At 69.7% G+C, this 13,003-nt stretch carries 9 protein-coding genes; 2 read left to right on the top strand and 7 right to left on the bottom strand.

The annotated features are described in order from the left end of the window. Position 1: 1 nt before the first annotated feature. The 5 genes from Q9R20_RS02070 to Q9R20_RS02050 are packed head-to-tail and all read right to left on the bottom strand — an operon-like array spanning position 2 to position 6,674. On the bottom strand, positions 2-1,243 hold the full coding sequence (locus Q9R20_RS02070) for a lipopolysaccharide biosynthesis protein (RefSeq protein ID WP_150952311.1): 1,242 nt from the start codon (positions 1,241-1,243) through the stop codon (positions 2-4). Next, positions 1,240-2,367, bottom strand: a complete 1,128-nt coding sequence (locus Q9R20_RS02065; protein ID WP_311247777.1) for a glycosyltransferase family 1 protein — start codon at positions 2,365-2,367, stop codon at positions 1,240-1,242. The genes Q9R20_RS02070 and Q9R20_RS02065 overlap by 4 nt, the downstream gene beginning before the upstream one ends. Beyond that, a complete protein-coding gene (locus Q9R20_RS02060) occupies positions 2,367-3,563 on the bottom strand; it encodes a glycosyltransferase family 2 protein (protein WP_311247776.1) in 1,197 nt (398 codons plus the stop codon). The genes Q9R20_RS02065 and Q9R20_RS02060 overlap by 1 nt, the downstream gene beginning before the upstream one ends. Continuing rightward, positions 3,560-4,756, bottom strand: a complete 1,197-nt coding sequence (locus Q9R20_RS02055; RefSeq protein WP_311247775.1) for a glycosyltransferase family 4 protein — start codon at positions 4,754-4,756, stop codon at positions 3,560-3,562. The genes Q9R20_RS02060 and Q9R20_RS02055 overlap by 4 nt, the downstream gene beginning before the upstream one ends. A gap of 1 nt (position 4,757) precedes the next feature. After that, entirely contained in the window at positions 4,758-6,674 is a 1,917-nt protein-coding gene (locus Q9R20_RS02050) for a DUF6541 family protein (RefSeq protein WP_311247774.1), read from the bottom strand. A gap of 164 nt (positions 6,675-6,838) precedes the next feature. Here Q9R20_RS02050 and glf point away from each other — a divergent pair, with 164 nt between their 5' ends. Together glf and Q9R20_RS02040 are read left to right on the top strand one after the other, a co-directional pair. Further along, positions 6,839-7,975: a UDP-galactopyranose mutase gene (gene glf, locus Q9R20_RS02045; RefSeq protein ID WP_295838918.1), complete on the top strand. Its 1,137-nt coding sequence runs from the start codon at positions 6,839-6,841 to the stop codon at positions 7,973-7,975. After that, positions 7,972-10,017 (top strand): acyltransferase family protein, encoded by a 2,046-nt coding sequence (locus tag Q9R20_RS02040; protein ID WP_311247773.1) that lies wholly within the window; start codon positions 7,972-7,974, stop codon positions 10,015-10,017. The genes glf and Q9R20_RS02040 overlap by 4 nt, the downstream gene beginning before the upstream one ends. Before the next feature lie 49 nt (positions 10,018-10,066). Here Q9R20_RS02040 and Q9R20_RS02035 read toward each other — a convergent pair whose 3' ends face one another. Both Q9R20_RS02035 and Q9R20_RS02030 read right to left on the bottom strand, forming a co-directional pair. Then, entirely contained in the window at positions 10,067-11,035 is a 969-nt protein-coding gene (locus Q9R20_RS02035) for a glycosyltransferase family 2 protein (RefSeq protein ID WP_311247772.1), read from the bottom strand. Continuing rightward, the gene (locus Q9R20_RS02030) at positions 11,032-12,945 is read right to left on the bottom strand and encodes a glycosyltransferase (protein WP_311247771.1); all 1,914 of its coding nucleotides are present in this window, start codon (positions 12,943-12,945) and stop codon (positions 11,032-11,034) included. The genes Q9R20_RS02035 and Q9R20_RS02030 overlap by 4 nt, the downstream gene beginning before the upstream one ends. Positions 12,946-13,003: the final 58 nt, after the last annotated feature.

Genomic DNA, 13,003 nt, shown 5'->3' with positions numbered 1-13,003 from the left:
CTCACGGCGCCACCTCGACGGTCTCGTGGCGCAGGTCGCGCAGCACGCGGAGGCAGCGACGGGTGAGCAGAAGGGCGGCGGCGCCCTCGGTGAACGCGTAGCCGAGGGCGGCTCCCACCGGACCCCACGCGATGCCGAGGCCGATCATGAGGGGGATACCGAGCACGGTGGCGATCAGAGTGGCCCGCATGACGGCTGCGGCTTGACCCGCCGGGAACAGCACGAGTCGCGCGACGGCGGTGCGCACCGAGAAGAAGAAGAACACCAGCCCCATGACCAGGAGGATGTCGAAAGGTGCGGGAGCGGCCGGGAGGTAGACGCTCGTCAGCCACGGTCCCACCAGCGCCAGGCCCGCCCAGCCGAGCAGTCCGGTCGCGGTGGCCAGACCGATCGCGACGGTCATGCGCCGCGCCCGGTGCGGGCCGTGCGCCTCGCCGATCCACGCCTGCAGGGCGTTGGCGAGGGTCATGGGGATGAACTGCCCGAGCTTGAGCATCTTGTCGGCGGTGGCGTAGCCCGAGGCCGCGGTGGGCATCGCCGTCACGTTGACGACCGGCGCCGGGACGCTGGAGTAGCCGCTCAGGCCGGCATCGTTCAGGGCGACGGCGAGGTTCGACCGCAGCAGTCGCGGCAGATCCCGGGGGCGCGGCCAGGGACCCGGATGCCGGCGAAGCAGACGCATCGTGAAGATGCTCGTGCCGACGAGGGTGACGAGAATCCCCGCGAGCGGATAGAGCACGACGACGCCCGTGGCGAGCACGAGGGCCGCGGCGGCGAGGTTGGCGAGCAGGCGCGGGGCCGCGTCGAAGATGACGATCGTCCGCGGGTCGCCGACGCCCGCGGAGAACCACGTGAACGACAGCGCGATGAGCGCGCCCTGCATGCCCATCAGGATGGTCAGCCACTCCGCACCCGGCGTCGCGATCAGCCAGCAGATGACGGCGAGTGCCGGGAGGGCGAGGATCGAGATCGACAGTCGCACGATCAACGATTCGCGGTAGAGCCGGGCGCGCTCGTCGTCGTTCCCCGCGATCGAGATGAGCGCGGGGCCCACCGTGGCCCACCCCCACCCGATGGCGATCGCGGCGAACGTGCCGATCGACTCACCCGCGATCGCGCTCGCCCATCCGCCGGGCCCCGCGATCTGGGTGACGGCGGGCAGGGCGATGATCGGCGAGAGCGCGGCGATCGCCGGCACGAGCAGGAAGCCGAGGAGGCGGCGCTTCATCGAGGGAGCGGTCATCGACGGCTCCCCGCGAGCACCGCGTCGAGCACGCGAGCGGTACCGTCCGCGGCGTCGTCCCAGGTGAATCGGGCGGCCCAGTCCTTCGCCGCCGCGCGCCGAGCGGCGTCCGTCGGGGCGGACAGCGCCGCCGAGATCGCGGCGCCGAAGGTCGCGGCATCCGTCGCATCGGCGTAACGGGCCGCGTCGCCGCCGACCTCGCGCAGCACCGGGACGTCGTTCGCCAGCACGGGCACACTGCGCCGGAGGGCATCGACGACGGGGAGACCGAAGCCCTCGACCAGCGACGGGCACACGTAGAGGTCGGCGACCTGGAACAGCGCCTCCAGCTGTGCGTCGCTCACCCAGCCGGGGAGCACCACATCCTGCTGCAGGCCGAGACGGACCACGTCGTCTTCGAGAGGATCGGGCAGGCTGCTGCCGGCGACCACCGTCACGGGACGATTCTCGGCGGGCAGGGTCGCGACGGCCTCGAGCAGTCCGCGGAAGTTCTTGTGCGGCATCCGGTTGCCGACACTCATCACGATCGGACGGCCGGCCGGGAAGGCGAAGGACGCGAGCTCGGCACGCGGGTCGTCGACGGGGCGCGGGGCGGAGCTGCCGTTGTGCACGACCGAGATGCGGTGCGCGTCCACGCCGAGATGACGGCCGATGCTGGCGGCGGCGGCGTGCGAGACCGTGATCACCCGGTCGGCCGACCGCGCCGACCGGCGCATGAGCGTCGAGGTCACGGCGCGCTGCGCCCGCTGCGCGAGGCTGCCGCGGACCTCGTCGTAGATGGCATCGTGGACCGTCACGACCCGCGGCAGGCCCCGCAGGACCGGACCGAAGTTCGCCGGAGCCCAGATGAGGTCGGCGCGGGCGCGGCGACCGGCGAGCTCGGTGCCGGCCACGGCCCCCAACGCCCACGTCGCCGGGTCGGCGCCGACCCAGGGGAGCGTCCGCACGGAGCCGGGAAAGAACGCCGAGACCCGGTCGGTGCCCGCTCGTCCCGTGAGCGCCGCGAAGCGCACGTCCGGCAGACGTTCGGCCAGGCGGGGCAGGATCTCCCGCACGTACGTCTCGGTACCGCCCCGCGCACCGGTGAAACCGAGCAGGTCGACCAGGACGCGTCTCGAGGACATCAACTCTCGATGACGGCTTCGGGGCGCTGCTCGCGCCGGGGCGTGGTGAGCACGCCCGAGAAGAAGCTCATCATCGCGGTCTGGAATCCGAGGATGATCAGCAGCGCGCTGGGCACGGCGATCCGCACGGCCTGCGCCGCGTTCTGCTGACCGAAGTCGAGATTGCCCCATACGGCGACCTGGACGATACCGATGACGATGCCGAGGAAGAACAGGCCCACACCGATCAGCAGGCCGCGTTCGGCGGACCACTTCGCGACGATTCGTCGGTACCGCTCACTCGTCGGGAGGAAGCCCTCCTGTGTGGCGTACAGCTTCGTGAGCCAGAAGAACAACAGCGATTGGAACCCGATCACGCATAGGGCGCTCGCGTAGACCATGGTCGTGACGTCGAAGCCGACGCCGCCGATGTTCACCCCGCCGAAGGCCAGCACCGCCACGGCGATCGCGCCGAGGAAGAACGCGACCAGACCCGGGTAGACGAACAGCCACCGGGGGGCGAAGAGCAGGAGGAAGCGCAGGTGGCGCCAGCCGTCGTGCCAGCTGCGCAGGTGCGGCGGGCGCGAGCGGCCGTCCTTCTTCAGCGTCGTCGGCACCTCTTCGATGCGGAAGCGGGCGAGCGAGGCGCGCACGACCATCTCGGAGGCGAACTCCATACCGGTGGTCTGCAGGTCGAGTTCGCGGATACGCGCGCGATTGAAGCCGCGCAGGCCGCAGTGGAAGTCGCGGATGCCGGGCTTGAAGAAGAGCTCGCCGATGAACGACAGCACCGGGTTTCCGAGGTACTTGTGCAGCGGTGGCATGGCGCCGGGGGCGATACCGCCGCGGAAGCGGTTGCCCATGACGAGATCGGCGCCGGCCCGCAGTCGCTCGACGAAGGGCTCGAGGTTCTCGAAGTCGTAGCTGTCGTCGGCGTCGGCCATGATGATGTACCGTCCGCGGGCCGTCTCGATGCCGTTGATGAGCGCGGCGCCGTAGCCCCGGCGCGGCGCGTGCGACACACGCGCACCGAGTCGCTCGGCGATGGCCTGCGAGCCGTCGGTGCTGCCGTTGTCGGAGATGAGCACTTCTCCCCGGATGCCGCTGCGGTCCAGGAATCCCTGTGCCTTGCGGATGCAGACCTCGAGCGTCTCGGCCTCGTTGAGGCAGGGCATGAGGATCGTCAGTTCGACGTCCGTCGGTGCGGGAGTGGTCACGGGCTGTCTTCTTTCGTCTTCACCGAGGTGGGGCTCGGCAGCGGCAGTGCCGAGAGGATCCCTTCCACGGTGCGGCGGATGGTGCGGGTGTCGAGGGCGGTGTCGTACCAGGCGCGCGCGGAGCGGCGCAGGTCGTCACCGCCGTCGACGACGTCCCGGATGGCCCGGGCGAGGTCGGTGGGGTCGGTGGTGGGCGAGACGACGCCGTTCACTCCGGCGTCGATGAGTTCGGTCGAGGCGTTGCCCTCGTCGTCGACGAGGACGACAGGAGTGCCGTGAGCGTTGGCCTCGACCACGACGAGACCGTACCCCTCGCGCCGCGACGGATTCACCAGGCACACCGCGCCGTGCAGGAGCGCGTCGAGCTCGGCATCCGAGACGAAGCCCGGGAGATCGGTCCAGGCGTCGCCGCCGACGCGGCTCACCTCCGCGCGGACGGCGCCGGAACTCGGACCGGTGCCGAGGATCACGAGACGCAGATCGGGGACGCTCTCGCGCGCCGCGGCGACCGCCGCGGGAAGGACCTCGACACGCTTGTCGGGGATGTGCCGGCCGACGTAGAGCACGTAGGGCGGCGACGCGGCCGGCCCGGCCTCGGCGACCTGAACGGCGCCGTCGATGAGACCGGGACTGACCAGCGGCGGTCGACGCAGTCCCTCGCGACGCAGACGGGTGGCGCTCAGCTGCGAGTGGCACGTCGCGAGCGGGGTGATGGCGATGGCGGCACGCTGCAGGACCCAGGCGATCGTGCCGGTGAGCGCGCCCGAGTACTCGACCCACTGCCGACGGTGCCACACCTCGAGATAGTCGACGACGAGCTTCGTCCCCGAGCCCAGGAGCGCGAGTCGAGCAGCGAAGACGTTGAAGATCGGCAGGCCGCTGACGATGACGGCGGCGTAGCGGCGCCGTCGCCGCAGGAGGGCGGTGAACAACGCGGTGGCATAACGGAGCGCGGCGGGGATGCGGCGCACCCCGCCCGCGTCGTAGAGCGAGAGGCGACGCGTGATCGGCAGGATGCGGAAGTGCTCTTCGGCCGGGGTCGCGCCGTCCCATTGCACCGACGTGAGGTAATCGACGTCGAACCCGAGATCGCCGAGGACGTCCGCCGACGCGCGGTACTGGCGTTCGCCCCCTCCCGTGGTGAACGGGAAGAGGCAGTCGTACGCGACGGCGACCGTGGAGGAACGGGTCACGTCAGCAGCCCTCGATGTGGAAGAGGCGGGCGTTCGGCCCCTCGGAGTCGACGAGCTGGAGGTGTCGGCCCGGGCTCAGATCCTGGATGCCGTCGTAGGCCGCGGCGCCGGCGGGATCCATCACGTCCTGACGACCGAAGTCGAGCACGTAGTCGATGCCGAGCTGATCGACGGTCCGGCAGACGGCCGGATCGGTGTCGATGTCGCGCAGATGCGCATTGAGGAACAGCAGTTCCGGCGAGGGACTGCCGAAGACGTGCTTCTGGGTCACCTGCCGGTCGGCGAAGGCGAGCGCGAGCGAAGCCCCCGTCCGAGGGCTGCCGGCGATGAGCGCATCCTCGGGGGTCTCGCCGTCGAGGCGCTCCAGCAATGCCTCTTCGTCCGACGAGAGGATGAGGGAGCTGTCCGTGTACGCGTACGCCTCGCGGACCTGGTCGAGGGCCATGCGCACGTTCGGACCCGTCGCGACGGAGAAGAGCGCGAGAACTCCGAGCGCCGCGGCGCCGATGCCGACCCATCGAGGAGTCCGACGGTGGCGCGCGGCGCGCCGGACCAGGTCGACGACGGTTATCGCGCCGAGGGTCGCCACCGGGATGGCTACCAGTGGTAGGAGGGCGGCGAGGCGGTTCGAGTCGTTGTACCAGGGGTTGGTCACCAGCTGACGCAAGGGGCTGTCGATGCGCAACCCGGAGGCGATCGCGAAGAGGGCGACGGCCACGGCGAACGGCATGACGGCCGGGAGCCACCGCGAACGGCGGGCGACGGCGAAGAACCCGACGATCAGCAGGATCGAGATCAGGGTGGTGGGGTTGTATCCGCGCGGTGAGACGAACAGCCCCTCTCCCAGAGACTGCGACAGCTGCTGCCACGGGGTCCATCCCGAGTGCTCCGCTCCCGTTCGGAAGACCGCGAGGGTCGCCGCCAGCGCGAGGCCGAAACCGACGACCGCCGCCGCGAGGAACAGGATCGATCCGCGCGTGCGTTCGCTCGCCGCCTTCACTGCGGCGGAGGTGATGACGACCGCGGCGGCGAAGAACAGGAGACTGAGGAACGCGTTCGGGTGCCCGAGGAACGTTCCTCCGGCCAGGAGGGCGACGAGCAGGGCGGAGCGCACCAGCGCGGGTGCACCCCGCTCCGGCAGCATCGTCACGACGGCAGCGAGTGCCGCGGGGATCATCGCGTACCCGACGAGGTTCGGGTACAGCACGCCCCAGTTGAAGAACAGGGCCGGGAAGGCGCCGAAACCCGTGGCGAGGGCGGCGGCGGTGACGTAGGCGGTCCGACGTTCGGCGAAGAACGCTCCGGCCAGTGCCATCACGGACGCGGGCCACAGGATCGAGACGATGGCGAGGTTCGCGCCGTTGACCGCGACCGGAACCGTCGCGCCCGTCATCTCGGCACCGAGAGTCGTCAGCGCATGCCACGCATTCGGGTAGAAGCCGATGTCGGAGGTCGACCCGATCTGGAAGGGCGACGCGCTGCCGTTCTGCAGAGCCGAGGCGATGGCGTTCAGGTGGACGATGTTGTCGAACCGCTGCGCGATGTTCCCGGGCGCGCCGAAGGCCCGCGCGAAGATGACGGCGTTGACCACGGCAGCGAGAGCGAGGGCGACGACGACGAACAGGCCCGTGCGGGGTGCGCGCGGGCGCGGATCCGCGGTCGCGCGACGGCGGAGGATGAGGCCGATACATGCGACGACGAGCGTGACCAGGACGAGGGGAATCAGACCCCAGCTCAACCCGACGAGGGGGGCGACCGACGCGGCGACGGCCGCGATTGTGGCCGAGATCGCCGGTGCGAGCAGCAGGCGTTGAGGGCTCCGCCATCCCCATCCGGCGACGATGACCGACGCACCCGGGAGGATCAGGACCAGTGCGACGACGAGGTACGCCGGAACCGCGCTGATCCACTCACTCATACGATTTCTTCTCCGTCTGCGGTCATTTCGACACGCCATCGTATCGGACCGTCTCTGCGGGGCCGCTGGACGCGGTCAGCGGACCTCGGAGACGCCGCGGGTAGTATCGAGCGGACGTTTCCCTCGGGGGTGAGCCCCGGCATCCGAATCGAAAGCCCTCTCTCATGGATCTCCTCATCGTCGGCTCGGGCTTCTTCGGCCTCACCATCGCCGAGCGTGCCGCTGCCGCGGGTCGCAAGGTCACGGTCATCGACCGTCGTCATCACATCGGCGGCAACGCCTACTCGGCGGACGAGCCCGAGACGGGCATCGAGGTGCACCAGTACGGTGCGCACCTGTTCCACACCTCGAACCCGACGGTGTGGGAGTACGTCAACCGCTTCACGGAGTTCACGAACTACGTGCACCGCGTCTACACCACGCACAAGAACGTGGTGTTCCCGCTGCCGATCAACCTCGGCACGATCAACCAGTTCTTCCAGGCCGCCTACACCCCCGATCAGGCGCGCGCGCTCGTGCAGGAGCTGGCGGGGGAGTTCGATGCGAAGGATGCCGCGAATCTCGAGGAGAAGGGCATCGCGCTGATCGGCCGGCCGCTGTACGAGGCCTTCATCCGCGACTACACCGCGAAGCAGTGGCAGACCGATCCGAAGGACCTTCCCGCCGAGGTGATCTCGCGTCTGCCCGTGCGGTACACCTACGACAACCGGTACTTCAACGACACGTGGGAGGGTCTGCCCGTCGATGGGTATACCGCCTGGCTGGAGCGCATGGCCGATCACCCGAACATCGAGGTGAAGCTGTCGACCGACTACTTCGACGAGTCGCAGCCGCTGAACAAGAACGCGACGGTCGGTCAGGTACCGGTGGTCTACACCGGTCCCGTCGACCGGTACTTCGACTACGCCGAGGGTGAGCTGTCGTGGCGCACGCTCGACTTCGAGCAGGAGGTGCTGCCGATCGGCGACTTCCAGGGGACGAGCGTGATGAACTACGCCGACGCCGATGTGCCGTACACGCGCATCCACGAGTTCAAGCACTTCCACCCCGAGCGCGCCGACCGCTACCCGACCGACAAGACGGTCGTGGTGCGTGAGTACTCCCGCTTCGCCACGCGCGCCGATGAGCCGTACTACCCGGTCAACACCGCCGACGACCGCACCGGGCTGCTGGCCTACCGGGAGCTCGCGAAGGGCGAGAAGGACGTGTTCTTCGGCGGACGTCTGGGCACCTACCAGTACCTCGACATGCACATGGCGATCGGTTCCGCCCTCTCGATGTGGAACAACCAGCTGGCGTGAGCTCGGCGCCCACCACCTCTCCCTCTCGCACTCGCGTTGTCGTCGCCGACGGCGACAGGTGGGCGTACCGCCCCGACGTCGACGGTCTACGCGCCGTCGCGATCCTCCTGGTCGTGTCGTACCACGTGTGGTTCGGACGGGTATCGGGCGGCGTCGACGTCTTCCTGATGCTGTCGGCGTTCTTCCTCACACGGGGGTTCGTCCGCCGCATGGACGGCCCCTCGCCCACCCGACCCGTCGCGCACCTGCTCGGCATCTTCCGTCGCCTGCTGCCCGCGGCCGCGGTGACCCTCGTCGGCGTGCTCGCCACGGTGTGGCTGGTCTACCCGGAGACGATGTGGCGCCCGGTCTGGGAGCAGACGTGGGCGTCCCTGACCTACACGCAGAACTGGCTCCTGGCGGTGGATGCCGTCGACTACTACGCGCGCTCCCAGGCGCTGAGCCCGCTGCAGCACTTCTGGTCGATGTCGGTCCAGGGGCAGGCGTTCGTGCTGTGGGTCGCTCTCCTCGCCCTGTGCCAGGGGATCGTGCGCCGCCGCGGCTGGTCACCCGATCGCGTCGTGGCCGTCGTCTTCGGTGCGGTGTTCGTCTTGTCGTTCCTCTATTCGGTCGTGCGGACCGAGACCGCTCAGCAGGCGGCCTACTTCGACACCGGCGCACGGCTGTGGGAGTTCGCGGCCGGGTCTCTGCTCGTGGTCGCCTTGCCGCACCTGCGGATGGGGAGGGTGCTCGGGGCGGTCATCGGCTGGGTCGGGCTCGCCGGGCTCCTCGTCCTCGGGGCGGTGCTCGACGTGCGGGGTGGCTTCCCGGGCTTCCTCGCGCTCTGGCCCGTGCTATGCGCGTCGGCGATCGTGGCGTCGGGCGCTCCCGAGGCCGGCGGGACCGGACCGGCGCGGCTGCTGGCATCCCGCCCCCTGCGCGCCCTCGGCCGCGACGCCTATGCGCTGTATCTCGTGCACTGGCCCATCCTCATCACCTTCCTCGTCGTGAACGACCGGGCCGAGGTGGGGCTGGTCGGGGGCCTTGGGATCGTCGGGCTCTCGCTCGTACTTGCGCGCATCGTCACGCGCGTCGTCGACGCCCCCCTGCGGGCATGGCGCCGATCCGACCGCTCTCCGCTCGTCCCTCTCGCGATCGTCGCGACCGCCGTCAGTGTGGTCGCCCTGCCCGTCGGGGCGTGGCAGACGACGACCTGGGCGCGCGAGCGTGCGATCGAGGCGCAGGCGGAGGCGATGAACCCGGGCGCCGGGGTCCTCCGCGACGCCTCCCTCGCCGAGCTCCCCGCGGACGCTCCTCTCCTGCCGCTGCCCACGTTGCTCGAAGACGAGTGGACGCAGTCCGACCGCGGATGCACGGGCGTGTGGAGCACCTCGACCGACATCCTGAACGGAACGTGCGGCGAGACGGAGCACATCACCCGTGCGCGCCGCACGGTCGCCGTCATCGGGGATTCGCACTCGCAGCAGGTCACCGCGGCCCTCTTCCCGGTGGCCGCCGAGAACGGCTGGGGAGTGGTCTCGCTGATCAAGGGCGGGTGCTCGATGGGGCTCGACGAGCCGGGCATGGACGACCAGTGCGACCAGTGGCGCGAGGAGGCCATCTCTCTCGTCGAACGGGTGCGACCCGACGCCGTCATGACCGTGCTCACCCGATCCGACGCCGGGGAGGACGACGAGATGCTGCGCCCGGGGATCGACCGGTTCCTGGACCGGATGGAGGATGCCGGTATCCCGGTCTTCGGCATCCGCGACAATCCGCGCTTCTCCTTCGACATGTTCGGGTGCGTCAGCGGCAGCGACGACCTCCTCGAATGCGCGACTCCGCGCGCGGCGTCGCTGGCGGACCGCAATCCGGCGGAACCGCTCGCCGGCCGGGAGGGATTGACCCTGGTCGATCTGACGCCATGGATCTGTCCCGACGATCTGTGCGTCGGCGTCATCGGCAACGTCGCGGTCTATCGCGACGACAACCACCTGACGCGCATGTACGCGCGCACGCTGGCGCCGCTGATGGCGGAGCAGCTGCCGACGCGGCTCGGTTGACGCCGAACAGCCGCTCGCGACGATTCGCGCGCCCTCGGCACGCGGCGACTCAGACCGCGGTCGTGGCCTCCAGCGGCGGCATCGGCTCCCAGGAGTCGTCCCGGGCGATCTTCCGCCCGTCGCGCAGACCCCGGAACAGGTGGCTGGTGCCCGTGACCTTGCGCTCGACGACGACGAGACGGATGAGCTCCTTCACGAACGTCAGCGCGGTACCCGCGGCGAAGGGGAGCGTTCGGTACACGCCGTGGGCGCGGTAGTACTTCGCCAGGTACGCGCGGTTGCGCATGATGTAGTACCGGTAGGCATCGCTCGAGGCGTTCATGTGACGGATGCCCATGTCCCACTGCTTGATCTCGCGGGTGCGGCGCAGCACGAACTCGTTCACGATGACCGAGGGCGTCTGGCGCGACGCGAGCCACCCGTACAGCTGGTCGTCCCAGTAGATGAAGAAGCGCGGGTCGGGCAGGCCGATCTTCGCGACGATGTCGCGGTGGATGAACATGCCCTCGAAGCATCCCGAGTTCATCGGCTTGAAGCCGCTCGCATCGAACGCGGCGGGCGCATACGGGATCGGGATGGCCATCGACTCGGCGACCCGGTACTGCCAGTAGAACTCGCTGCCGTCGTAGTCGTAGCGCCGACCCTGGATGCTGCGGAAGCGCGGCGCCCAGTGCCCCATGCGCGCGAGGCCGTCGGACACCACCTCGACGTCGTCGTCCATGAGCCAGATCCACTCGGAGCCCAGCTCGTAGGCGACGCGCATGCCTTCGCTGAACCCGCCGGATCCGCCGGTGTTCGTGTCGAGGCGGCGGTACACCAGCTCGGTCGGGAGCCGGTCGCGGAAGGACTCGACGACCTCGGTGGTGTCGTCTGTCGAAGCGTTGTCGATGATGACCAGGTGACCCGGGGCGGGGTCCATGCGCTCGATGCTCTCGAGCAGACGGGTCAGCAGGTGCGTCCGGTTGTAGGTGACGACGACGATCGTCGCGGTCTTCGGATCGAAGGATGCCGTGGTCACGGGCGCTCCTCGAACGTCGCGCGCCACTGCGCCTCGGAGACGAGGTCGGGCAGGGCGCGGCGGTACTGACGGGACAGTCGGGGCCACTCGCGCTGGAGGCGGCGGTGCAGTTTCCAGCTGTCGACGAGCATGCGGCGGAACTGCGCGCGGTCGCGCGTGTAGATGTTCTTCCCGGAGCCGTCGGCGGCGCTCACGAGCGCGCTGTCGTACAGGGGCACGCGCCACCAGTTGGCATCGCCCTTGCCGAACTCCACCTCGGGCTGAGCGACGTTCTCGGCCTTGGGCGTGTGGAACCAGTGCGAGAGGAGAGTGCGCGCGGTGAAGGTGCGCAGGGCGATCCCCGTGGGGCTGTCGAACTGGTGCTGCTTCAGACGCTTGAAGACCTGGCGGCCGCGGCGCGAGCGCAGCGGCACCCCCGAGTCCTTGTGCACGACGGTCTCGGGGTGCTTCTTCGCGACCGCTCGAGCCTCGGGCATGGCCGTCGCGAGGTTCTCACGCATGTGCGCGGGACCGGACAGCACATCCCGCAGCGCGCGGTGACGCAGCTCGACGGGGTAGTACTGCATCATCATGAGGTGCTTGAGGTCGACGCGTCGGCTGTGCCGGATGAGCGTTCCCCCCAGCGGTGAGCGCGAGTGCAGCAGGGCCGCGACGATGCGGTTGCGGGCGTGGAAGTAGGCCTGCCAGTCGATCGAGTCGTCCTTGCCGATCCACGACACGTGCCACAGGGCCACACCCGGCATCGAGACGGTCGGGTAGCCGGCATCCCGTGCCCGGACGCAGAACTCCGCGTCGTCCCACTTGATGAAGGCGGGAAGGGAGAGGCCTATCTCGCGCAGGATGCTGGTGGGGATGAGGCACATCCACCAGCCGTTGTAGTCGGCGTCGAGGCGCATGTGCAGCAGCGGCGACTGCCGGAGGTTCGCGACGCTGAAGTCATGGGGGAGGCGCTCCTGGAAGAGCGCGCGCCACATGAAGGGGGCGTCGTCGACGACCTCGGCCCAGGCGTGCAGCTTGGGGCGGTCGAGCAGGTCGAACATGTGCGCGCCGACGATGGTGGGGACCGAGGCGTAGCGACCGAAGACCACGGAGCGGCGGATCGATTCGGGCTCGATGCGCACGTCGTCGTCGAGCAGCTGCACGAAGTCGCTGCCCTCGCGAGCCAGCGTCTCGACCATGGCGCGGGCGAAGCCGCCGGAGCCGCCCAGGTTGGGCTGGCGGAGGACCTGCAGCGTCTCGCCGAGGCGTTCGGCGACGGCGGGGTACGCGTCCTGGGCCTCGACGAGATCGGTGCCCTGGTCGATGATGAAGACGCGGTCGACGACATCGAGCACATCGGGGGCGTCGGCGAGGGCCTGCAGCGTCTCGACGCAGTAGTCGGGCTTGTTGTAGGTGGTGACGCCGATGCTGGCCTTGCCGCCGCGGACGGGCTCCTGCTCGGTCGTCCACTCGGCGCCCTCGAACATCGCGTCGGTGCGGTCGGCGGCGACGTCGAACCAGATCCAGCCGCCGTCGCTGTACTGATCGAGCACGAGGTCGAACACGGAGGCGCTCTGCTCGCCGGAGACCTCGCGGGTCTCGATGCGCTGCTTCGTGCCGCCGCCGTTCGAGCGGTAGACGAGGATCGTCGCGTCGCCGGAGGTTCGCACCGTCAGCCGTACCTGGCGGACGGCCGTCCAGTGCTGCCAGTACGAGGCGGGGAAGGCGTTGAAGTAGGTGCCGAACGAGACGCGGCGTCCGGCCACGATGCGGGCCCGGTGCCGGTCGAGGATGTTGCCGAGCTGGGCGACGTTGGTGACCCGGACCGGTTCCTCGTCGATCGTCGACCACGTCTCGGGGTCGACGTACAGGGGGAGGAGGTCGGGGTCGCGGTCGAGCGGCAGGACGGCGTTCTGCAGGGTGTACGTCACGAAGAGATCTTTCGTCTAGGCGCAGGGGCCGCGGACGGCCAGCGGGAAGTCTACCCGG

Origin of the sequence: Microbacterium sp. PRF11 (genome assembly GCF_031844085.1) — a bacterium.
GTDB lineage: Bacteria > Actinomycetota > Actinomycetes > Actinomycetales > Microbacteriaceae > Microbacterium.
The sequence above is the reverse complement of the archived record's forward strand: the minus strand, read 5'-3'. Positions and strand labels throughout refer to the sequence as shown.

What these genes read in the sequence shown, in the direction of transcription:
- glf (WP_295838918.1), top strand. Translation starts at nt 6,839, where the DNA reads ATGGATCTCCTCATCGTCGGCTCGGGCTTCTTCGGCCTCACCATCGCC.
- Q9R20_RS02070 (WP_150952311.1), bottom strand. Translation starts at nt 1,243, where the DNA reads ATGACCGCTCCCTCGATGAAGCGCCGCCTCCTCGGCTTCCTGCTCGTG.
- Q9R20_RS02065 (WP_311247777.1), bottom strand. Translation starts at nt 2,367, where the DNA reads ATGTCCTCGAGACGCGTCCTGGTCGACCTGCTCGGTTTCACCGGTGCG.
- Q9R20_RS02050 (WP_311247774.1), bottom strand. Translation starts at nt 6,674, where the DNA reads ATGAGTGAGTGGATCAGCGCGGTTCCGGCGTACCTCGTCGTCGCACTG.